Origin of the sequence: Curtobacterium sp. L6-1 (assembly GCF_018885305.1) — a bacterium.
GTDB lineage: Bacteria > Actinomycetota > Actinomycetes > Actinomycetales > Microbacteriaceae > Curtobacterium > Curtobacterium aetherium.
The window spans coordinates 1,455,965-1,479,034 of the sequence record NZ_CP076544.1 but is presented as its reverse complement, the minus strand read 5'-3'; the positions used below and the strand labels follow the sequence as shown (position 1 = coordinate 1,479,034).

At 71.3% G+C, this 23,070-nt stretch carries 18 protein-coding genes; all 18 read left to right on the top strand.

The window, feature by feature from the left end:
• The 18 genes from ftsL to dnaE all read left to right on the top strand — a co-directional run bounded on the left by ftsL (position 1) and on the right by dnaE (position 23,067).
• A complete protein-coding gene (ftsL, locus tag KM842_RS06780; RefSeq protein WP_216261698.1) occupies positions 1–705 on the top strand; it encodes a cell division protein FtsL in 705 nt (234 codons plus the stop codon).
• A 33-nt stretch (positions 706–738) separates the two neighbouring features.
• Positions 739–2,505, top strand: coding sequence for a peptidoglycan D,D-transpeptidase FtsI family protein (locus tag KM842_RS06775; protein ID WP_216261697.1), 1,767 nt, complete (start codon positions 739–741; stop codon positions 2,503–2,505).
• Positions 2,506–2,540: 35 nt separating this feature from the next.
• Complete coding sequence (locus KM842_RS06770; RefSeq protein WP_216261696.1) at positions 2,541–4,163, top strand: Mur ligase family protein; 1,623 nt, start codon at positions 2,541–2,543, stop codon at positions 4,161–4,163.
• On the top strand, positions 4,160–5,623 hold the full coding sequence (locus KM842_RS06765) for a UDP-N-acetylmuramoyl-tripeptide--D-alanyl-D-alanine ligase (RefSeq protein ID WP_216261695.1): 1,464 nt from the start codon (positions 4,160–4,162) through the stop codon (positions 5,621–5,623). Before KM842_RS06770 ends, KM842_RS06765 begins: the two co-directional genes overlap by 4 nt.
• The gene (mraY, locus tag KM842_RS06760; protein ID WP_216261694.1) at positions 5,620–6,726 is read left to right on the top strand and encodes a phospho-N-acetylmuramoyl-pentapeptide-transferase; all 1,107 of its coding nucleotides are present in this window, start codon (positions 5,620–5,622) and stop codon (positions 6,724–6,726) included. The genes KM842_RS06765 and mraY overlap by 4 nt, the downstream gene beginning before the upstream one ends.
• The gene (gene murD, locus KM842_RS06755) at positions 6,719–8,248 is read left to right on the top strand and encodes a UDP-N-acetylmuramoyl-L-alanine--D-glutamate ligase (protein WP_216261693.1); all 1,530 of its coding nucleotides are present in this window, start codon (positions 6,719–6,721) and stop codon (positions 8,246–8,248) included. The genes mraY and murD overlap by 8 nt, the downstream gene beginning before the upstream one ends.
• Positions 8,211–9,548: a putative lipid II flippase FtsW gene (ftsW, locus tag KM842_RS06750; protein WP_216261692.1), complete on the top strand. Its 1,338-nt coding sequence runs from the start codon at positions 8,211–8,213 to the stop codon at positions 9,546–9,548. The genes murD and ftsW overlap by 38 nt, the downstream gene beginning before the upstream one ends.
• Entirely contained in the window at positions 9,545–10,693 is a 1,149-nt protein-coding gene (murG, locus tag KM842_RS06745) for an undecaprenyldiphospho-muramoylpentapeptide beta-N-acetylglucosaminyltransferase (RefSeq protein ID WP_216261691.1), read from the top strand. Before ftsW ends, murG begins: the two co-directional genes overlap by 4 nt.
• Positions 10,690–12,114, top strand: a complete 1,425-nt coding sequence (murC, locus tag KM842_RS06740) for a UDP-N-acetylmuramate--L-alanine ligase (protein WP_216261690.1) — start codon at positions 10,690–10,692, stop codon at positions 12,112–12,114. The genes murG and murC overlap by 4 nt, the downstream gene beginning before the upstream one ends.
• Positions 12,111–13,721 (top strand): cell division protein FtsQ/DivIB, encoded by a 1,611-nt coding sequence (locus KM842_RS06735; RefSeq protein WP_216261689.1) that lies wholly within the window; start codon positions 12,111–12,113, stop codon positions 13,719–13,721. The genes murC and KM842_RS06735 overlap by 4 nt, the downstream gene beginning before the upstream one ends.
• 195 nt (positions 13,722–13,916) lie before the next feature.
• The gene (gene ftsZ / locus KM842_RS06730) at positions 13,917–15,083 is read left to right on the top strand and encodes a cell division protein FtsZ (protein WP_216261688.1); all 1,167 of its coding nucleotides are present in this window, start codon (positions 13,917–13,919) and stop codon (positions 15,081–15,083) included.
• Positions 15,084–15,171: 88 nt separating this feature from the next.
• Positions 15,172–15,897 (top strand): YggS family pyridoxal phosphate-dependent enzyme, encoded by a 726-nt coding sequence (locus tag KM842_RS06725; protein WP_216261687.1) that lies wholly within the window; start codon positions 15,172–15,174, stop codon positions 15,895–15,897.
• Between the two features lie 43 nt (positions 15,898–15,940).
• Positions 15,941–16,522 (top strand): cell division protein SepF, encoded by a 582-nt coding sequence (locus tag KM842_RS06720; protein WP_216261686.1) that lies wholly within the window; start codon positions 15,941–15,943, stop codon positions 16,520–16,522.
• Positions 16,523–16,639: 117 nt separating this feature from the next.
• Positions 16,640–16,936 (top strand): YggT family protein, encoded by a 297-nt coding sequence (locus KM842_RS06715; RefSeq protein ID WP_301183819.1) that lies wholly within the window; start codon positions 16,640–16,642, stop codon positions 16,934–16,936.
• Positions 16,937–17,126: 190 nt separating this feature from the next.
• Positions 17,127–17,807: a DivIVA domain-containing protein gene (locus KM842_RS06710; RefSeq protein ID WP_216261685.1), complete on the top strand. Its 681-nt coding sequence runs from the start codon at positions 17,127–17,129 to the stop codon at positions 17,805–17,807.
• 2 nt (positions 17,808–17,809) lie between these two features.
• Positions 17,810–18,508: a signal peptidase II gene (gene lspA, locus KM842_RS06705; RefSeq protein ID WP_253206283.1), complete on the top strand. Its 699-nt coding sequence runs from the start codon at positions 17,810–17,812 to the stop codon at positions 18,506–18,508.
• 10 nt (positions 18,509–18,518) lie between these two features.
• The gene (locus KM842_RS06700; protein WP_216261684.1) at positions 18,519–19,442 is read left to right on the top strand and encodes an RluA family pseudouridine synthase; all 924 of its coding nucleotides are present in this window, start codon (positions 18,519–18,521) and stop codon (positions 19,440–19,442) included.
• Between the two features lie 142 nt (positions 19,443–19,584).
• The gene (gene dnaE, locus KM842_RS06695) at positions 19,585–23,067 is read left to right on the top strand and encodes a DNA polymerase III subunit alpha (protein ID WP_253206352.1); all 3,483 of its coding nucleotides are present in this window, start codon (positions 19,585–19,587) and stop codon (positions 23,065–23,067) included.
• The last annotated feature ends 3 nt before the right edge of the window (positions 23,068–23,070 follow it).

The window sequence follows — 23,070 nt, the reverse complement described above, 5'->3', positions numbered from 1 at the left end:
ATGAGCACGAACCTCGCACTCGTCGACCCTGTCGTCGCCCCGTCGCGCGCGCCGCGTCCCGACCGCTCCCGCCCGGAGCTCGTCGAGGTGCGGCCGACCAAGGCGCAGCGCCGGGCCCGACCCCGTGTCGCCTACGCCGTCGTGGCGATCGCCGCGCTCGGCATCCTGCTGCTCGCGCAGCTCGGCATCAGCATGGCGCTCAGCCAGGGCGCCTACACGCTCAGCTCGCTGAAGTCGGAGCAGGTGGGACTGAACCGCAGCCAGGGCTCGCTGTCCGAGGAGCTCCGGGTGCTCGAGTCGCCCCAGAACCTCGCCCGGAACGCACAGTCCCTCGGCATGATCGCGAACTCGACGCCGGTGTACCTCGACCCGAAGACCGGCACCGTGTACGGCACGCCGACGCCCGCGACCCCGGAGGAGGCCACGGGCAACACCGCGAACCAGGTGCCGAACTCCCTGCTCGGCGACGTCCCCATGGCCGCACGACCCGGCGACACTGCCACCAGCAAGGAGACCGGCGGCGCATCCGCCGCGACCGACGGCGAGGCCGCCCAGGCTCCTGCCGCCGCCGCCCCGGCACCCGCGGCGGAGCGCCCGGCGTCGGACGCTGGGAACACCGGCGGGGCCAGCGCGTCGGACCAGGGTTCGCCGAAGTCGTCCGTAGAGTCCGACCCGAACCAGCTGCAGGCCCCGACGACCCGCTGACCCGCAGCTCAGCTCGACCCGGAAAGGCCGCTCGTGCAGAAGACCCTCCGCAACCGCCGACTCCGATACAGCGTCGTGGTGATCGCGATCATCGCCCTGGTCGCGGTGTTCGTCGTCCGCCTGGTGGACATCCAGGTCGTGCAGGCCGAGGAGCTCACCGACGCTGCGCAGTCGAAGCGCAGCATCCCGGTGACGCTCTACGGCACCCGGGGGTCGATCGTCGACCGGGACGGCACCGCCCTGGCCGAGAGCGTGATCCGGTACAACATCACGACGTCGCCCCGCCTGGTGAAGAAGTTCGAGGGCAAGCTCGGCGGGACCCGGGTCAAGGACGTCACGGTCGACCAGGCCCTCGCCGCCGTCGCGCAGGCGTCTGGCGGTGACGTCGAGACCATGCGGAAGAACATCGCCGCGGACCCGAAGTCGGACTTCGCCTACCTGGTGAAGGGCATCGACGCCAAGCACTACGAGGCCGTCGTCGCCCTCGGCATCCCCTGGGTCTACAAGGAGCAGCAGGCCGCGCGGACGTACCCGACGGGCGCTGCCACCGGCAACATCACCGGGTTCATGGGCACGGACGGTGCCCAGGCCGGCCTCGAGCTCGCGTACCAGAAGTGCCTCGCCGGGACGAACGGCTCCGAGACCTACGAACGCGGCGAGGACGGCGTCCAGCTGCCGGGCAGCACCGTGACGAAGAAGCGTGCGCAGGACGGTGGGACGCTCGTCACCACGATCGACAGCGACCTGCAGTACATGGCGGGGCAGGACATCGCCGACGCGGCGCTGCAGCTCAAGGCCGAGTCCGCGACCGCGACCGTCGTCAACGCGAAGACCGGTGAGGTGCTCGCCGTCGCGGACTACCCGACGGTCGACCCCAACGACGTCGACGCGACCACCGACCAGGGCGCCTTCGGGTCCCGGGCGCTGACGGCGGCGTACGAGCCCGGTTCGACGATCAAGGCCGCCATCGCCGCCGCGCTCATCGACAAGGGGCTCGCGAGCCCGACGACCCAGGTCGTCGTCCCGTACTCGCGCACGTTCTCGTGGGGCGGCACCATCCACGACTCCGAGCTGCACCCGACCGAGAACCTGACGCTGACCGGGATCCTCCGCGACTCGTCGAACGTCGGCATCACCGACCTCGGCGCCAAGATGACGACGCAGCAGCGGTACGACGTCATGCGTGAGTTCGGCCTGTTCGAACCGGAGCCGGCGATCGACTACCCGGGCCAGCCGTCCATGCAGTACGGCGCGAGCCCGAAGTGGGACAAGCAGACCGACGTCAACTCAATGTTCGGTCAGGGCATCGTGACGACGGCGATGCAGGTGTCAAGCATCTACCAGACCCTCGCGAACGGCGGTGTCCGGATCCCGCTGCACATGGTCAAGGGCTGCCAGACCGAGTCCGGGAAGACGATCGACGCGCCCGACGTGCAGAGCAAGCGGGTGGTGTCCGAGACCGCGGCGACCCAGACCGTCGACATGCTCCAGAGCGTGGTGACGGACGGGACGCTCGAGGGCATGAAGCCGATCTCGGGCTACAACGTCGCGGCGAAGACCGGCACCGCCGAGGTCTCCGACGGCAAGGGCTACGGCGCGGACCGTATCATCTCGGTGGCCGGAATGGCACCCGCCGAAGACCCCCAGTATGTTGTCACGGTGACGTTCACGAAGCCGCAGACCTCGAAGTGGTCGAGCGGAGCGGCTCCGGCGTTCCGCACACTCATGTCCCAGGTGCTCGAGAAGTACCGAGTCGCCCCCTCCACGACGCAGGCACGCACCTACCCGTCGACCTGGTAGGCACACCCGTCCACGTGGTGAGGAAGAAGGAGCACTTGTCAGCACGGATCCCCCCGGTCCTCCGGCCCGAACACCCGACCCCGCGGCCGGTCGCCGAACTCGCGAACGCCTTCGGGCTCCGCGTCGTCGGCTCCCTGGACGGCGTCGAGACGACCGGGGTCACCCTGAGCGCCGCCGAGGTGCAGCCGGGTGACCTGTTCGTCGGCGTCCACGGCGCGAACCGCCACGGTGCCGAGTTCGCCGCCGACGCCGCCGAGCGCGGTGCGGTCGCGGTGCTGACCGACGCCGACGGCGTCGCGACGGCCGAGACCTCGGGCCTCCCGGTGCTCGTCGTCGAGGACCCCCGTGCCGCGCTGGGCGACGTCTCGGCGTGGGTCTACCGCACCAACCCGGACGAGGCCGAGCTCCCGCAGCTCTTCGCCGTCACGGGCACGAACGGCAAGACGAGCACCTCCTACATCCTCGAGGGCATCCTCAAGCAGCTCGGCCTGGTCACCGGCCTGAGCTCGACCGCCGAGCGCCACATCGGCTCGCTCAGCGTGACGAGCCGCCTCACCACGCCCGAGGCCAGCGAGATGCACGCGCTCCTCGCCCGCATGCGCGAGAGCGAGGTCCGCGCGGTGGCCGTCGAGGTCAGCGCCCAGGCCCTCAGCCGGCACCGGGTCGACGGCATCGTGTTCGACGTCGTCGCCTTCACGAACCTCAGCCACGACCACCTCGACGACTACGCCGACATGGAGGAGTACTTCCAGGCGAAGCTGCCGCTGTTCCAGCCGGAGCACGGCCGTCGCGGAGTCGTCTCGCTCGACACCGATTGGGGGCAGCGTGTCGTGCAGGACTGCCGCATCCCGGTGACGACCATCACGGTCCACCCCGACGTCGAGGCCGAGTGGCACGTCGACATCGTCGAGGCGCACGCCGCCTACACCGAGTTCCGGCTGACCGGCCCCGAGGGTCGGGAGCTGACCACCCGCGTCCCGCTCATCGGCTGGCACATGGCCGCGAACGCCGCACTGGCGATCGTCATGCTCGTCGAGGGCGGCTTCGAGCTCGGCGCCATCGCGCACGCGCTCGAGACGAACCACCGGCGCTACCCCGACGAGACCGAGGGCACGGTCGTCAGCGCGATCGAGTGCTACCTGCCCGGTCGCACCGAGCGGGTCTCCGGCGACGCGGGCCCGAGCGTCTACGTCGACTTCGGCCACAGCCCCGACGCCTTCCTCAACACCCTCGCCGCGGTCCGCCAGTTCACGCCCGGCAAGGTCGTGATGCTGTTCGGTGCCGACGGTGACCGCGACACCACGAAGCGTGCCGACATGGCGCGCGTGGCGGCCGAGGGGTCGGACATCCTCGTCGTCACCGACCACCACCCCCGCTTCGAGGACGCCGCGTCGATCCGGAAGACCCTGGTCGACGCCGCCCGTGCCGCGTACCCGGACCACGAGATCCACGAAGTGAGCCCGCCCGAGGCCGCGATCCGCGCCGCCGTCGCCCTCGTCGGCGACGGGGACTCGATCCTCTGGGCCGGTCCGGGACACCAGGACTACCGCGACATCCAGGGCGTCCGGACGCCGTACTCCGCCCGCGACGAAGCCCGCACCGCCCTCCGCGAAGCCGGCTGGGAACCGAACACGGGCCCGGCGGAGGACGCACGATGATCGCGCTCACCCTCGCCGAGATCGCCGCCGCGGTCGACGGCGAGCTGGTCCGCGGTGCCGCCGACACGATCGTCGACGGCTCCGTCGAGACCGACTCCCGCCTCGTCGCTCCCGGCAGCGTGTTCTTCGCCCTGCTCGGCGAGGAGACCGACGGCCACCGCTTCGTGCCGACCGCCGCCGCCGCCGGTGCCGGCCTCGTCGTCACCGAGCGCGCCCTCGACCTGCCGGAGGACACCACCACCGCCCAGATCGTCGTCGCCGACGGGTACGCCGCACTGGCCGCCCTGGCCCACGAGGTCGTCGTCCGGGTCCGTGCCGGTGGTGCGCTCCGCGTCGTCGGCATCACGGGCTCGAACGGCAAGACGAGCACGAAGAACATGCTCCGCAGGATCCTGTCGCGCGTCGGGGAGACCGTCGCGCCCGAGGGGTCGTTCAACAACCACGTCGGCGCGCCGGTCTCGATGCTGCGCATCACCCACGACACGCGCTTCCTCGTCGTCGAGATGGGTGCCAGCGGCATCGGCCACATCGCCGCGCTCGTCCGCATCGCCGAGCCCGACGTGGGCGTCGTCCTCAAGGTCGGGCTCGCCCACGCGGGGGAGTTCGGCGGCATCGAGGCGACCGAACGCGCCAAGTCGGAGATGGTGACGGACCTGCCGGCGACGGCCACGGCCCTCCTCAACGTCGACGACGACCGCGTCGCGCGGATGCGCGAGCGCACCGCGGCACGTGTGGTCGGCTTCGGCACCTCCGCCGGGGCGGACTACCGCATCAGCGACGTCGCGACGGACCGCGAGGGCACGCGCTTCACGCTCACCGCGCCTCCCGTCGGTGACGACGACCGCGGCGCCGCGTCGGTGGGCAGCGGCTCCAGCGCTCCCGAGACCGTCGACGTCCGTCTCGCCATCCTCGGCGAGCACCACGCGATGAACGCCGCCGCGGCCCTCACGGTCGCGCACGGCTGGGGCGTCCCGCTCGCCGTCGGCGCCGAGGCGCTCGCGTCGATGACGCGGGCGGAACGGTGGCGGATGGAGCTCCTCCAGGGCCCCGACGGCGTCACGGTGATCAACGACGCCTACAACGCCTCGCCCGACTCGACGGCGGCCGCCCTGCGGACGCTCGCCCAGGTCGCCCGACCGGGGGAGCGCACCGTCGCCGTCCTCGGCGAGATGGCCGAGCTCGGCGAGTTCTCCGTCGAGGAGCACGACCGCATCGGTCGCCTCGTCGTGCGGCTCGGCATCGGGCAGCTCGTGGTCGTCGGCCGCGGCGCGATGGCCGTCCACCAGGCCGCCACCCTCGAGGGATCGTGGGACGGCGAGTCCGTGTTCATCGAGGACGTCGACGACGCCGTCCGCGCCCTGCAGGAGCTCGTGCGTCCGGGTGACGTCGTCCTCGTCAAGTCCTCGAAGTCGGCCGGGCTGCGGTTCCTCGGCGACCGCCTCGGAGGTGTCCCCGCATGATCGCGCTCCTCGTCGCCGGCGCCGTGTCGCTGGTGTTCACACTGCTGCTCACGCCGCTGTTCATCAAGCTGTTCCACCGCCTCGGCTGGGGCCAGTTCATCCGTGACGACGGTCCGCAGTCGCACCACACCAAGCGCGGCACCGCCACAATGGGCGGCATCGTCCTCATCCTGGGCGCCGTCATCGGGTACTTCGTCGGGCACCTCGCCGGTGGCGACTCGCTGACGCTGTCCGGGCTGCTCGTGCTCTTCCTCATGGTCGGGCTCGGCGTCGTGGGCTTCGTCGACGACTTCCTCAAGGTCCGTCGCCAGCGGAGCCTGGGACTCGGCGGGTGGGCGAAGGTGCTCGGTCAGGTGATCGTCGGCGTGGTCTTCGCGACCGTCGCCCTGGTCGTCCCGACCGGCACCGGGAAGCCGCCGGCGTCGACCATGATCTCGGCGATCCGCGACGTGCCCTGGCTCGACTTCATGGCGCTCGGCACGGTCATCGGGACGATCCTGTTCCTGGCCTGGATCGTGCTGCTCACCGTCTCGACGTCGAACGGCGTGAACGTCGCCGACGGGCTGGACGGGCTCGCGACCGGGTCCAGCATCCTGGCGATCGGGTCCTACGTCATCATCGGGTTCTGGCAGTCGAACCAGATCTGCGGTGGGGCCCGGATCGACGAGAGCACCCGGCACGCCTGCTACACCGTGACCGACCCGCTCGACCTCGCGGTCGTCGCGGCCGCGGTGTGCGGTGGCCTGATCGGCTTCCTCTGGTACAACACGTCGCCGGCGCAGATCTTCCTCGGCGACACCGGCTCGCTCGGCCTGGGCGGCGCCCTCGCCGGTCTCGCGATCCTCAGCCGCACCGAGCTGCTGCTCATCCTCATCGGTGGCCTGTTCTTCATCGTCACCGGCTCGGTCATCCTGCAGCGCGCGTACTTCAAGATCACGCACGGCAAGCGCATCTTCCGGATGAGTCCCCTGCACCACCACTTCGAGCTCAAGGGCTGGGCCGAGGTGACCGTCGTCGTCCGGTTCTGGATCATCGCGGGGCTCTGCGTCGCGGCCGGGGTCGGGCTGTTCTACCTGGAATGGATCACACGAGTCCATGGATGAACGCCTGAACGGTCTCGACAGCTGGTACGCGGAGGGCTGGAAGGGCCTGCGGGTGGCGGTGCTCGGCCTCGGGGCCACGGGCTTCTCGGTCGCCGACACGCTCGCCGAGCTCGGCAGCGAGGTCGTCGTCTACTCGACCGACGCCCCCGCCGACAGCGTCGAGCTGCTCGACGTGATCGGCGTCCGCTTCGTGCAAGCGCCGCTCGACACGGTGCCGGCCGCGCTGGTCGAGCAGGCGCCGGACGTGGTCGTGGTGTCGCCGGGCCTCCCGCCGCACAACCCGACCGTGGTCTGGGCCGTCGAGCACGCCGCCGTCTGGGGCGACATCGAACTCGCCTGGCGCGTCCGCGACAAGGTCGTGCGCGGGCCGGTCGCCGCGCCCTGGGTGACCATCACGGGGACGAACGGCAAGACCACGACGACGCAGCTCGCGACCGCCATGTTCACGGCCGGCGGGCTCCGCGCCGTGGCGTGCGGGAACATCGGCGTGCCGGTGCTCGACGTCGTCCGTGACCCGGAGGGCTTCGACGTCCTGGTCGTCGAGCTGTCCAGCCACCAGCTGCACTCGATGCCGACCACCGGTCCCGGCGCCGTCGTGCCGCTCGCCTCGGCCTGCCTGAACATCGCCGACGACCACCTCGAGTGGCACGGGTCCGCCGAGGCGTACCGCGCCGCCAAGGGCAAGGTCTACGAGCGCACCGTGATGGCCTGCGTCTACAACACGGCCGACGAGGTCACCCGGCACATGGTCGAGGAAGCCGACGTGGTCGAGGGCTGCCGTGCCGTCGGCTTCTCGCTCGGCGTCCCGGCTCCGGGCGACGTCGGGATCGTCGACGACGTGCTCTGCGACCGCGCGTTCACCGGCGACCGTCGGAACAGCGCCCTCGAGCTGGCGACCCTCGCCGACCTCGAGGCCGCCGGACTCGACAGCCCGCACATGACCGCGAACGTCCTGGCAGCGGCCGCCCTCGCGCGTGCCGCCGCCGTGCAGCCGAGCGCGATCCGCACCGCCGTGCAGGGCTTCCGGGCCGACCACCACCGCACCGAGGCGGTCGCCACGGCCGACGGGGTCGCGTGGGTCGACGACTCGAAGGCGACGAACCCGCACGCCGCGACGGCGTCCCTGTCCGCGTTCGACCCGGTCGTGTGGATCGTCGGCGGCCTGTTCAAGGGCGTCGACATCGACGGACTCGTCGAACGCTTCGGCCCGGGCGTCCGGGGCGTCGTCGTCATCGGTACCGACCGCGCGCCCGTGCTCGAGGCATTCGCACGACACGCCCCCGCGGTCCCGGTGCTCCAGGTGGAAGCGACGGACACTGAGCAGGTCATGCCCGAGGCGGTCCGGCATGCCGCATCGGTCGCGCGACCGGGCGACACGGTCCTCCTCGCCCCGGCCGCAGCGTCGTTCGACCAGTTCGGTTCCTACGCCGACCGGGGCGAGCGTTTCGCGGCAGCGGTCCACGAGCACCTGGGAGGCGACGCCGATGGCGACACCGACGGATCTGCCGACGAACGGCCGTAGCGCACGGGCCCGTGCCGGCGCGGCCGGAGCGGCGGCCGGCGCCCGCGTGACCTCCGGGGTGGAGGGTGCACGCCGTCGGTCGAACGGTGCGGTCGTCGCGGTCAAGAACGTGTTCGTCGCCGAGTCGACGACGTTCTACACGATCCTCGGCGTGACGCTCTTCCTCGTCGTCTTCGGCGTCGTGATGGTGCTGTCGTCCTCGAGCGTCGAGGAGTACCGGTACAAGCACGGCTTCTTCGGCGCGTTCGCGAAGCAGGGCCTGTACGCGCTCATCGGGGTGCCGCTCATGCTCGTGGTGAGCCGGTTCTCCGCGGACTTCTGGCGTCGCTGGGCGATGCGGGTCCTCGGTGCCGGCCTCGTGCTCCAGCTCCTCGTGTTCACCCCGATCGGCATCGACGTGCAGGGCAACCGGAACTGGATCGGCGTCGGCGGCTTCAGTGCGCAGCCGTCCGAGGTCCTCAAGCTCGCCCTCGCGCTCGGCATAGGGGCGGTGCTGTTCCGCAAGCGCGAGAAGCTGCACGACTGGCGCGAGGTCTTCATCCCGGTCGGCCTGGCGTCGGCCGTGTCGATCGGGCTCGTGCTGCTCGGCGGCGACCAGGGCACCGCGATGATCATGGTCATCCTGGTGTTCGGCGCCCTGTTCGTCGGCGGCGCACGGCTGCGGCACCTCGGTGTCGGCCTGGCCGCGATCGCGGTGATGCTGCCGGTCGTCACGATGGCGTCGAGCTCCCGTCAGGTCCGCATCAGCGCGTGGCTGTCCGGCTGCACCGACTCGAACCAGGCGCAGGACATCTGCTGGCAGCCCGTGCACGGCATGTGGGCACTCGCGTCCGGTGGCGTGTTCGGCGTCGGGCTCGGCAACTCGAAGCTCAAGTGGTCGTGGCTGCCGGAGGCCGACAACGACTACATCTTCGCCATCGTCGGCGAGGAGCTCGGGCTGATCGGCGCCGTCGTCGTCCTCGCCCTCTTCGTCGTGCTGGCGATCGGCATGGTCCGCGTCATCCGTCTCTCGCCGGACCCCTTCGCCCGCACCGTCACGGGTGGCGTGCTCGCCTGGGTCATCGGCCAGGCGCTCGTCAACATCGCCGTCGTGCTCGGGCTGCTGCCGGTGCTCGGTGTACCCCTGCCGCTCATCTCCGCCGGTGGTTCGGCGCTCATCATGACCCTCGTCGCGATCGGTGTCGTGCTGTCCTTCGCCCGTGACCTGCCCGCTGCCTCGACCCGCCGCGCCGGCCACGGCAGCGCCGCGGCCCGCACCACCGTCCCGCACCCCGGGACCCAGAACGGAGCCCTGCGGTGAGCCGCTTCCTCTTCGCCGGCGGCGGGACCGCCGGCCACGTGAACCCCCTGCTCGCGGTCGCCGACCGGCTGACCCAGCGGTCGCCGGAGGACGAGGTCCTGGTGCTCGGCACCGCCGAGGGGCTCGAGTCCCGCCTCGTCCCGATGCGCGGCTACGAGCTCGTGACCATCCCGCGCCTGCCGTTCCCGCGGAAGCTGAACGGCGCCGCCCTCCGGTTCCCGGGCGCGTTCTGGTCGGCCGTCCGCCGCACGGAGCAGATCATCCGCGAGCGCGAGATCGCCGTCGTCCTCGGTGTCGGGGGCTACGCGGCCGCGCCGGCGTACGTCGCCGCGAAGCGCACCGGCACGCCGATCGTGGTGCACGAGCAGAACGCCAAGCCGGGTCTGGCGAACCGGATGGCCGCGGTGCTCACCGACCACGTCGGTGTCACGTTCTCGAACACCCGCCTGCCGCACTCGCGCGTGGTCGGCATGCCCCTCCGTCGCGAGGTCGAGCGCCTGGACCGCCGTGCCGAACGTGCCGCGGGCTTCGCGGAGTTCGGCCTCGACCCGGACAAGCCCGTGCTGCTCGTCACCGGCGGCTCCTCGGGCGCCCGGAGCATCAACCGCACGGTGCACCAGGCGGCGGCGACGATCCTCGGCGCCGGGTGGCAGGTCCTGCACGTCGTCGGCGCCGCCTCGGACATCGGGCCGAGCGACCTGGACGGCTACCACGTACTGCCGTACTGCGACCGCATGGACCTGGCCTACGCCGCCGCGGACTTCGTCGTCTCGCGCTCCGGCGCCGGCATGGTCTGCGAGCTCACGGCGGTCGGACTGCCGAGCGTGCTCGTGCCGTACCCGGTCGGCAACGGCGAGCAGCGCCACAACGCGCGCGACGTGGTCGCCGCCGGGGGAGCGGTCCTGGTCGCGGACGAGGAATTCACCCCGGAGTGGGTCACGTTGCACCTGCTGACCCTGCTGGAGGACCGCGCGGGCATCGCCGACATGGCCGTCCGGTCCGGCAGCGTCGGCCACCGCGACGGCGCGGACCGCATGACCGAGCTGGTCCTCGCGGCCGCCCGGTCCGCCCGCAGCCGCCGAGCCGGCACCGGTACCAGCAGCACCAGCAGCACCAGCAGCACCAGCAGCACGGAGGAACCATGACCATCAAGCCGGACCTCACCCAGCCGATCCCCGACGACCTGGGCACGGTGCACTTCGTCGGCATCGGCGGGTCCGGCATGAGCGGCATCGCCCGGATGTTCCTGGCCGCCGGCCACCGCGTCTCGGGCAGCGACTCGCGCGAGACCGCGACGACCGGTCGCATGCGCGAGCTCGGTGCCGAGGTGCGGATCGGCCACGACGCCGCCAACCTCGAAGACGCGGACACCGTCGTCGTCACGAGCGCCCTGTGGCCGGACAACCCCGAGCTGCTCGAGGCGAAGCGCCGCGGTCTGCCCGTGCTCCACCGGTCGCAGGCCCTCGCCGCCCTCATCTCCTCGCACCGCCTGGTCGCGGTCGCCGGTGCGCACGGCAAGACCACGTCCACCGGCATGGTCGTCACGGCGCTGGTCGAGCTGGGCCTCGACCCGAGCTTCGTCAACGGCGGTGTCATCCAGTCGCTCGGCACGAGCTCCGCGCCCGGCAGCAGCGACCTGTTCGTCGTCGAGGCCGACGAGTCCGACGGCTCGTTCCTGCTCTACGACGTCGCCGTCGCGCTCATCACGAACGTCGACCCGGACCACCTCGACCACTACGGCAGCGAGCAGGCGTTCATCGACGCGTTCGTCGAGTTCGCCGCGAAGGCCCGCGAGCGTGTCGTGGTCTCGAGCGACGACGCCGGCGCGGTCCGCGTGACCGAGGGCCTCCGTGCCCGTCCGGACGCGCCCGAGATCGTGACCTTCGGCGAGGCCGAGGACGCCGACGTCCGCATCGAGCGCGTCGACGAGGGCGCCGGGGTCGGCGTCGACCTGCGGTGGAACGACACCGCGTACCACCTGGCGCTCCGCGTGCCCGGTCGGCACAACGCGGTCAACGCGGCCGGCGCGTTCGCGGTCCTGGTCGGCCTGGGCGTCGAGCCCGCCGACGCGGTGCGCGGCATCGAGGCGTTCGGCGGGACCGAGCGCCGGTTCGAGCTGCACGGCGTCGAGCGCGGCGTCTCGGTGTACGACGACTACGCCCACCACCCGACCGAGGTCGCCGCTGCCCTGCGCGCCGCGCGCAACGTCGTCGGCGACGGCCGGATCATCGCGATCCACCAGCCGCACCTGTACTCGCGCACCCGGATGATGGCCGGCGACTTCGCCGCCGTCTACGAGGACCTGGCCGACCACACGGTCGTCCTGGACGTCTACGGCGCCCGGGAGGACCCGGAGCCCGGCGTCACCGGAGCCCTCGTGCAGGAGCGCTTCGCCGACCAGGACCGCGTCGACTACCTGCCGGACTGGGCCGAGGCCTCCGCCCGGGCCGCCGCGGTCGCCCGCGACGGCGACATCATCATGACCCTGAGCTGCGGCGACGTGTACCGGATCATCCCGCAGGTGCTCACCGCGCTGCACGACGAGCCCGGGGCCGCGGGCCGGTGAAGCGCCCCGAGGGGTTCGACGAACACGCCGGGCTCGACGCGCAGCAGGAGCAGCCGGACGCTGCCGACCGGTCCCGCACGGCCCCGCGGCCGTCCCGCGCGCGCGGGTTCCGCGCTGCACTCGACGGCGTCCGGGAGGCCCGTCGCGGCTCCCGCGCACCGGGTGCGGTCGGCGACGCCCCCGATGGGTCCGCCCGGTCCGACCGGGTGGCCTCGTCGGCGTCCGGGCTGCCCGAGCTGCCCGACGTCACCGGTGTTCCCGACGGCACCGAGCTGCCCGGCGAGGGTGGCTCGCACGACGACGGCGCGGTCGCCGAGCTCGAGGGCCTCTTCGCGTCGCCGCGGGCCACACCGCCTGCCACGTCGCGACCGTCCTCGTCGTCGGTCACCGGCGACGCCGACGCGACCGACGTCCTCGACCCGGGGCGGACCGGATCGGGGCGGCCCGGACGGGGGCGGACCGAGCCTCGCCGGAGGGAGTCGGGGCGGATCCAGTCGGGGCGGATCCAGTCGGGCCGGAGCGAGTCTGGCCGGAGCGAGTCAGGCCGGAGCGAGTCTGGCCGGAGCGAGTCGGGCACCAGCGACCTGCGTGACGGTGCCCCGGGCGACCGCGCCCCGGCGCGGAGCGGGGCGGCGTCGAGCAACCCCGCGCCGGGCGAACGCGGGACGAGCGCGCCGGAGGCGGGGCGCGCCTCCCGGCCGGACCGCGCCGTCGGCGACGACCAGGGCGCCAGCGTCGACGACCCGCACACCGCGACCGCCCCACACGCCGACGTCGCGAGCCACGTCCCGCACGCCACGCCGATCGGCGCCCGCGTCCGCGCTGCCGAGACGGCACGCGAGGCGCGCATCGCCCGCAAGCGCCGCCGCCTGCTCGAGCGTGCCGAGGTCCGGCGCTTCACGCGGCGCAGCCGGCACCGGCGCGCCGCCTGGATCGCGGCCGGCGGTGTCGTCGCGGTGCTCGTGGCGTCGATCCTGGTGGCTGTCTACTCGCCGCTGATGGCCCTCCGCACGATCGAGGTCAAGGGCACGGACCGGGTGGACGCCGCCGAGGTCCGCGCGGCACTGTCCGGGCAGATCGGGACGCCGCTCGCGCGCATCGACCTCGACGAGGTGAAGGACCGGATCGGCGGGTTCCCCCTCATCGAGAGCTACGTGACCGAGGAGGAGCCGCCGCACACACTCGTCGTCACGGTCACCGAGCGCACCCCGGTCGTCGCCGTGCGGTCCGGGAAGTCGTACGACCTCGTCGACCCGGCCGGGATCGTCGTGCAGTCGACGACGAAGAAGCCCGGCGACGTGCCGATCGCGGACGTCGGTCGCACGACGCTCGGCTCGAGCGTGTTCCGCACCATGACCGAGGTCGTCCTCGCGATGCCCTCGAGCGTCCGGGACCAGGTCGCCGGGATCGCGGCGTCCACCTCGGACGACGTGACCCTGAGCATGCGCGACGGCTCGACCGTGGTGTGGGGGAGCCCGGACGAGTCCGCGGCGAAGGCCCGGCTGCTGGCGGCGCTCGTGGCGGACCACGCGAAGCGGGCTCCCGACGCGAAGGTCGAGTTCGACGTGTCGGCGCCGGACAACGGCATCATCCGACCCCGGTCCTGACCCTGTCGGCCGGGTGGCCGGTCCGGCAGCCGGGACACGACGCGCCGGATTGTCCCGTCGCATCGCCGACACGCGGCGTGGCGGGTCGTCCCCGACGGGACGACACCCGTAGCGTCGGGGCCAGCACGATTCATAGCAGCTAGAACTCTGAACTTCAAGTACAGGTTGAGGGTTTTGACCGGAGGCCGGACAGACGTGACCACGAACCACAACTACCTCGCCGTCATCAAGGTGGTCGGTGTCGGCGGCGGCGGTGTCAACGCCGTCAACCGCATGATCGAGCTCGGACTCCGCGGAGTCGAGTTCATCGCCATCAACACGGACGCGCAGGCGCTGCTCCTGAGCGACGCCGACGTCAAGCTCGACGTCGGTCGCGAGATCACCCGTGGTCTCGGTGCCGGCGCCGACCCCGAGGTCGGCCGTCGCGCCGCCGAGGACCACGCCGAGGAGATCGAGGAAGCCCTCGCCGGCGCGGACATGGTCTTCGTCACCGCGGGTGAGGGTGGTGGCACCGGCACCGGTGGCGCGCCCGTCGTCGCGCGCATCGCGAAGTCCATCGGCGCGCTGACCATCGGCGTCGTCACGAAGCCGTTCGGCTTCGAGGGCAAGCGTCGGCAGTCCCAGGCCGAGAACGGCGTCGCGAGCCTCAAGGACGAGGTCGACACGCTCATCGTCGTGCCGAACGACCGCCTGCTCGAGATCTCCGACCGCGGTATCTCCATGGTCGAGGCGTTCGCCACCGCCGACCAGGTGCTCCTCGCCGGTGTCCAGGGCATCACGGACCTCATCACGACCCCCGGTCTCATCAACCTCGACTTCGCGGACGTCAAGAGCGTCATGCAGGGCGCCGGTTCGGCCCTCATGGGCATCGGTTCCTCGCGGGGTGCCGACCGAGCCATCAAGGCGGCCGAGCTCGCCGTCGCGTCGCCGCTGCTCGAGGCCTCGATCGACGGAGCGCACGGCGTGCTGCTCTCGATCCAGGGTGGCTCGAACCTCGGCATCTTCGAGATCAACGACGCCGCCCGCCTGGTGCAGGAGGCCGTCCACCCCGAAGCGAACATCATCTTCGGTGCGGTCATCGACGACACCCTCGGCGACGAGGTCCGCGTGACCGTCATCGCGGCGGGCTTCGACGGCGGCGAGCCCTCGCAGCAGCAGCACCAGGAGCGTCGCTCGAGCTACGTCGACCCCGACGCCGGCGCCACCGTGCCCGTCGCCACCGGGTCCGCGAACCGCATCGAGGACTCCGGCCACAGCACGCCGTCCTGGGCCTCGCAGGAGCACGAGCCGCCGGCGCAGCGCGCCGCCGACCCGGCCTTCGACGACGACGACGAACTCGACGTCCCCGACTTCCTGAAGTGAGTCGGTCCCACGTGAGCACGAGCGCATCGTGACCGCTGGGCACCCGAGCGAGCCGAGCCTCTCCCAACCGGCACGGCCGGAACGCCGCTTGCGCGTCGTTCCGGAACCGGCGGTCGGGGCCCAGTCCGACACCGGGCTGGAGGCTCGGCTCGCCGCCGTCCGCGGCAGCATCGCCGACGCGGCCGGCGCCGCCGGACGGACGGCCGACGAGCTGACGCTCGTCGTCGTCACGAAGTACCACCCCGCCGCGCTCGTCCGTCGGCTCGCCGGGCTCGGTGTGACGGACGTGGGGGAGAACCGCCACCAGGAGGCGCAGGCCAAGGCCGCGGAACTGGCCGACCTGCCGCTCACCTGGCACTTCATCGGGCAGCTGCAGTCGAAGAAGGCCCGGCAGGCGCGTCGGTACGCCCACGTCGTCCAGTCCCTCGACCGTGCGAGCGTCGTCGACGCCTTCGCCCCGACCGAGGCCGAGCCGGACCCGCGCGTCCTCGACGGCTTCGTCCAGGTGAACCTGACCGACGACCCCGGACGCGGCGGCGTCGCACCGGACGCGGTCGAGGCACTCGCGGAGCGGATCCTCGCGACCGGGACCCTGCGGCTGCGCGGGGTCATGGCCGTCGCACCGCTCGACGAGGAGCCGCGTGCCGCCTTCGCCCGGCTGCGGACGATCTCCGAGCGCCTCCGCACGGTCGAGCCCACCGCGACCGACATCTCGGCCGGCATGAGCGGCGACCACGCCGAGGCGATCGCCGAGGGCGCGACACACCTGCGGATCGGGACCGCAATCACCGGCAAACGACCGGACGCGCCCTAGCCTCGACACAGGGCACCAACGAGCACGGACCCCCGGAGGAACCATGGCCAACCCCCTGAAGAAGACGATGGTCTACCTCGGCCTCGCCGACGAGGAACTCGAGTACGAGGACGAGCAGCCGGCCGCGCCGACGCAGACGCGTCAGCCCGCCGCCGCGCCCGCCGCGCAGCAGGAGGCGCCCGCTGCCGCGGCCCCCGCCGCTGCCCCGGCGGCCGCCGCTCCCGTGGCCACCCCGCCGTCGGCGCCCGCGAAGCCCCAGCACACCTCCCAGCGCGGCGCGCAGGTCACCCCGCTCCGCCGCTCGCACACGACCGCACAGAAGGCGACCCCGGTCCAGGAAATGAACGAGATCCTCACCGTCCACCCGCGCGAGTACAAGGACGCCCAGTCCATCGCCGAGAGCTTCCGTGACGGCATCCCCGTCATCATCAACCTCTCGCAGATGACCGAGACGGACGCCCGCCGCATGATCGACTTCGCCAGCGGGCTGTCCCTCGGTCTGTACGGCAAGATCGAGCGCGTGACGAACAAGGTCTTCCTCCTGTCGCCCGCGCACATCGCAGTGAGCGGCGAGCCTGCTGAGGTAGAGTCCGACATCGAGGCGAACTTCTTCGCCCAGTCCTGAGCCGTCCGCTCGGCGCCGGGGTCCGACGGGCCCCGGTCGTCCGTCCGGCACCCAGGCCCACCCGCCCCGTGACCGGCGCACACCGGCCCCGGTCACACGAGACGAGCGAGCCGAACCGTGTTCATCTTCACGATCCTCTCCTTACTCCTCACGCTCTACTTCTTCATCATGTGGGGGCGCTTCGCCTTCGACATGGTGCAGGCGTTCAGCCGCTCCTGGCGACCGCAGCGCGTGCTGCTCGTCGTCGCGGAGTTCGTCTACACGGTCACGGACCCGCCGATCAAGGCCGTCCGCCGGGTCCTGCCGCCGCTGCGGCTCGGGCCGGTGGCGCTCGACTTCGGGTGGACGATCGTCATGCTCGTCGTGATCATCCTGCGCGTCGTGGTCCAGTCCCTGGCCTACCGATTCGTCTGATCCGCATCGTCCCGACACGCGCCACGCGGCGCTCCGACACGGTTCGGACCCGCCCGCGGTGTACGGTGGTCGGGATCGATGCCCCGCTCCGGCGGGACATCCGCACCGGGACCCGGGCTGGTACGTTCAGCACGGACGGCCAGCAGGGCCCCGGTTCCACACGTTCAGCAGTTCTATTGAGGTGACGGCAATGGCTTTGACGCCGGAAGACGTAGTCAACAAGCGGTTCCAGCCGACCAAGTTCCGCGAGGGCTACGACCAGGACGAGGTCGACGACTTCCTCGACGAGATCGTGGCCGAGCTGCGTCGCCTGAACCAGGAGAACGAGGAGCTGCGGCAGCGCCTCCAGTCGGCCGACTCCGCGCCGTCGCTCGCCAAGGACGACGAGCCCGCGCCGGCCCCCGCTCCCGAGCCGGCCCCCGTCGCCGCAGCGCCCGAGCCGGCCCCGGTCGCCGCCGCCGCGCCGACCACGACGGTCAACCCGGACGAGGACACCGAGGGCACCACGAACCTCCTCACGCTCGCGCGTCGTCTCCACGAGGAGCACGTCCGCGAAGGCGTCGAGAAGCGCGACGCGCTCATCGCCGAGGGTCAGGCCCAGGCCGCCCGCCTCGTCTCCGAGGCCGAGGCCAAGCAGCGCCAGATCATCGCCGACACCGAGAACCAGAACCGCCAGCGCGTCGCGGTGCTCGACCAGGAGCGCACGCAGCTCGAGGGCAAGATCGACGAGCTCCGCACCTTCGAGCGCGACTACCGTGCGCAGCTCAAGAGCTACATCCAGAGCCAGCTCTCCGAGCTGGACTCGTCTGCCAGCACCGAGCAGTCCGGCTTCTCGCCGGCCCCGGCCTCGGCGCAGGGCTTCGGCAACTGACGTTGGACCGACCCGTCCCACGAGCGAAGGTCAGTGCACGCGCGATCGCGGCACTGGCCTTCGCCGCTGTCGTGGTGGTGGCGCTCGACCAGGGCACGAAGGCGCTCGTCGTCGCGAACCTGCCCGAGGGCGTCGTCGTCCCGGTGGTCGGCAACGCCCTGCAGTTCCTGTCGGTCCGGAACCCCGGCGCCGCGTTCTCGTTCGCGGTGAACATGACGTGGGTGTTCTCGATCATCTCGGCCGCCGTGGTCGTGGCGATCGTCGTGTACGCCCGGCGCATCCGCTCGATGTGGTGGGCACTCGTGCTCGGCATGCTGCTCGGCGGCGCGCTCGGCAACCTGACCGACCGGCTCTTCCGTGAGCCCGGCTTCGGGCGGGGCCACGTCGTGGACTTTATCTCGACGCCGTGGATGATGCCGGCGATCTACAACGTCGCCGACACGTTCATCTGCGTGAGCATGGTCGTGTTCGTCCTGCTCGTGATCCTCGGGGTGAACCTCGACGGCACCCGGTCGGTGTCCGAGTCCCGGGCAGCGCGTGACGCTGCCGCTGCGGACGCGACCGACGGCACGACCGCAGCGGACGGGACGGACGCGGGACGGGCCTCCCGGACCGCCGACGGCACGCTCGACGACGCGACCCGCGACGGACACACCCCCGACGGCCGTCGGCACGACGCCCTCGGCCACGACGCGACGTGACGCACACCGCATGACCGAGTCCCGCAGCCTCCCCGTCCCCGACGGGCTCGCCGGTGAGCGCGCCGACACCGCCATCGCGAAGCTCCTCGGCTTCAGCCGGTCCTTCGCTGCCGACGTCGTCGCCGCCGGCGGCGTCCGGGTCGACGGCGTCGTGGTCGACAAGTCGGACCGCCTGCACGCGGACACCTGGCTCGAGGTCGAGTGGAGCCCGAAGGAGCCACCGCGCATCGTGCCGGCCGTCGTGCCGGGCATGACCGTCGTGCACGACGACGAGGACATCGTCGTCGTCGACAAGCCCGTCGGGGTCGCGGCGCACCCGTCGCCAGGGTGGGACGGTCCGACCGTGCCCGGTGGGCTCGCGGCGGCCGGTTTCACGATCGCCACGTCCGGCGCCGCCGAACGCGCCGGGATCGTGCACCGACTCGACGTCGGGACCTCGGGGCTCATGGTCGTCGCGAAGACCGAGCTGGCGTACACGCACCTCAAGCGGGCGTTCAAGGAGCGCACGGTCGAGAAGGTCTACCACGCGCTCGCGCAGGGGCACCCGGACCCGACCACGGGGACGATCGACGCGCCCATCGGACGGCACCCGTCCAGTGACTGGAAGTTCGCGGTCACGGCCGACGGCAAGCCCAGCGTGACCCACTACGCGACGCTCGAAGCCTTCCGCGCCGCGACGCTGCTCGAGGTGCACCTGGAGACCGGGCGCACCCACCAGATCCGCGTGCACATGGCGGCGACGCGACACCCCCTGGTCGGCGACACGACGTACGGCGCGGACCCGGTGCTCGCCGAGGAGCTCGGCCTGACCCGGCAGTGGCTCGACGCCGTGCGCCTCGGCTTCGCGCACCCGCGCACGGGAGACTGGGTCGAGTTCCAGGCGTCCTACCCGGACGACCTGCAGCGCGCGCTCGACCGCATCCGCGCCGCCTGACGTCCGTCGTCCCGACGACACGCTCGGGATGGTCACCGGTCGCGGTTAGGCTGTCCCCACCCCACAGCAGACCGTACGAACCGGAGGTTCCGTGTCGGATTCCGACTCCTTCGTCCACCTGCACGTGCACAGCGAGTACTCGATGCTCGACGGTGCCGCCAGGCTCTCCGACCTCGTGGCGGAGACCGCCGCGCAGGGCATGCCGGCCGTGGCGGTGACCGACCACGGCAACATGTTCGGGGCGTTCGAGTTCTGGAAGGCCGCGAAGGCCGGCGGCGTCAAGCCGATCATCGGGACCGAGGCGTACATCACGCCGCGGACGCACCGCACCGACAAGACCCGTGTCCGCTGGGGCGACGGCGGCGGTGACGACGTCTCCGGTGCCGGGTCGTACACGCACATGACGATGTTCGCCGAGAACACCACCGGCATGCACAACCTGTTCCGGCTGTCGTCGAAGGCCTCGCTCGAGGGCTACTACTTCAAGCCGCGCATGGACATCGAGCTCCTGCAGGAGCACCACGAGGGCATCATCGCCACGACCGGGTGCCCGTCGGGCGAGGTCCAGACCCGACTGCGGCTCGGCCAGTACGACGAGGCGCTCAAGGCCGCCGCCGACTACCGCGACATCTTCGGCAAGGAGAACTACTTCGCCGAGGTCATGGACCACGGGCTCGAGATCGAGCGGCGCATCATGAGCGACCTCATCCGCCTGGCGAAGGACCTCGACATCCCGCTGGTCGGCACGAACGACCTGCACTACACGCACGCGCACGACGCCACCTCGCACGCGGCCCTGCTCTGCGTGCAGTCCGGGTCCACGCTGAACGACCCGAACCGGTTCAAGTTCGACGCCGACGAGTTCTACCTGAAGACCCCCGCGCAGATGCGCCACGTCTTCCGCGACAACCTCGAGGCCTGCGACAACACGCTGCTCATCGCCGAGCGCTGCAACGTCGAGTTCGACACCGCGGCGAACTACATGCCGAAGTTCCCCGTGCCCGACGGGGAGACCGAGCACTCGTGGTTCGAGAAGGAGGTCGCGAAGGGCCTGGAGTACCGGTACCCCGGCGGCATCCCGCAGGACGTCCAGGAGCGCGCCGACTACGAGGTCGGCATCATCAACCAGATGGGCTTCCCGGGGTACTTCCTCGTCGTCGCCGACTTCATCAACTGGTCGAAGAACAACGGCATCCGGGTCGGTCCGGGTCGTGGCTCCGGTGCGGGTTCGATGGTCGCGTACGCCATGCGCATCACCGACCTCGACCCGATCCGGCACGGCCTGATCTTCGAGCGCTTCCTCAACCCGGACCGCGTCTCGATGCCCGACTTCGACGTCGACTTCGACGACCGGCGCCGCGGTGAGGCGATCAAGTACGTCACCGAGAAGTACGGGTCGGAGCGCGTGGCGCAGATCGTCACCTACGGCACGATCAAGGCGAAGCAGGCACTCAAGGACTCCTCACGCGTCCTCGGGTTCCCCTTCGGCATGGGCGAGAAGCTCACGAAGGCGATGCCGCCGCCCGTCATGGGCAAGGACATCCCGCTCACCGGGATCTTCGACAAGGACCACCCGCGCTACAAGGAAGCCGTCGACGTCCGGACGGTCGTCGAGACCGACCCCGAGGCGAAGACCGTCTTCGACACCGCACTCGGCCTCGAAGGGCTGAAGCGCCAGTGGGGCGTGCACGCGGCCGGCGTCATCATGTCGAGCGACCCGCTGATCGACATCATCCCGATCATGAAGCGGGAGCAGGACGGCCAGATCGTCACGCAGTTCGACTACCCGGCAGCGGAGTCGCTCGGTTTGATCAAGATGGACTTCCTGGGGCTCCGCAACCTCACGATCATCAGCGACGCCCTCGACAACATCAAGACCAACCGCGGCATCGACCTCGACCTCGAGACGATGGGCCTCGAGGACCCCGAGGCGTACGCGCTCCTGCAGCGCGGTGACACCCTCGGTGTGTTCCAGCTCGACGGCGGGCCGATGCGTGGCCTGCTCCGCCTGATGAAGCCGGACAACTTCGAGGACATCTCCGCCCTGATCGCCCTGTACCGACCGGGGCCCATGGGTGCGAACTCGCACACGAACTACGCGCTCCGCAAGAACGGCGAGCAGGCGATCACGCCGATCCACCCGGAGCTCGAAGAGCCCCTGGCGGAGATCCTCGGCGGCACGTACGGCCTGATCATCTACCAGGAGCAGGTGATGGCGATCGCGCAGAAGGTCGCCGGCTTCTCGCTCGGCCAGGCGGACATCCTCCGCCGCGCGATGGGCAAGAAGAAGAAGTCCGAGCTGGACAAGCAGTACGCCGGCTTCCACCAGGGCATGGTCGACAACGGCTACGGCGAAGCGGCGATCAAGACGCTGTGGGACATCCTGCTGCCGTTCTCCGACTACGCGTTCAACAAGGCGCACTCGGCCGCGTACGGCGTGGTGTCGTTCTGGACCGCGTACCTCAAGGCGCACTACCCGGCCGAGTACATGGCCGCGCTGCTCACCAGCGTCGGGGACGCCCGCGACAAGCTCGCGCTGTACCTCAACGAGTGCCGCCGGATGGGCATCAAGGTCATGCCGCCGGACGTCAACGAATCGATCGGCTTCTTCGCGGCCGTCGGCGACGACATCCGCTTCGGCATGGGCGCGATCCGCAACGTCGGCTTCAACGTCGTCGACGACATCGTCCAGGCCCGCACCGAGAAGGGCGCGTTCGAGTCGTTCCACGACTTCCTGCGCAAGATCCCGATCTCGTCGGCGAACAAGCGGACCGTCGAGTCGCTCATCAAGGCGGGCGCGTTCGACGAGTTCGGCGACAGCCGCCGTGCCCTGGTCGAGATCCACGAGGGTGCCGTCGAGGCGGCGGTCAAGGTGAAGCGCGACGAGGCCCACGGCAACGTCGGGTTCGACTTCGACTCGCTCTTCGCCGAGGTCGCCGAGGAGCACCCGGCGTCGCTGACGGTGTCGCAGGTGCCGGAGCGTCCGGAGTGGTCCAAGCGCGACAAGCTCGCGTTCGAGCGGGACATGCTCGGGCTCTACGTCTCCGACCACCCGCTCGCCGGGCTCGAGATCGAGCTCGCGAAGCACCAGTCGATCACCATCGCGGACCTGCTCGTCGCGGACGACTCGGTCGAGGGCGAGACCGTCACGGTCGCCGGCCTGCTCACCAGCGTGCAGCACCGCGTGGCGAAGACGAGCGGCAACCCGTACGGCATCGTCGACATCGAGGACTTCGGCGGCCAGATCGGCGTCATGTTCCTGGGCAAGACGTACCAGGAGTTCGGCCCGTCGCTCGTGCCGGACTCGATCGTGGTCCTGCGCGGCCGGGTCAACGTGCGCGACGACGGCAAGGCGCTGCACGCGGTCAGCATGTTCCAGCCGAACGTCGGCGACGCGATGGGGTCCGGGCCACTGACGTTGTCACTGCCCGAGCGCCAGGCGACCACGCAGACCGTGACGGAGCTCGCGGCCGTGCTCGGACGGCACCAGGGCGACACCGAGGTGCGGTTGAAGCTCCTCAAGGACGATGTGGCACGGACGTTCGAGCTGCCGTTCCCGGTGGCGCTGACGCCCGACCTGTTCGGCGAGCTGAAGAGCCTGCTCGGGCCGCGCTGCCTCGTGTAGGCA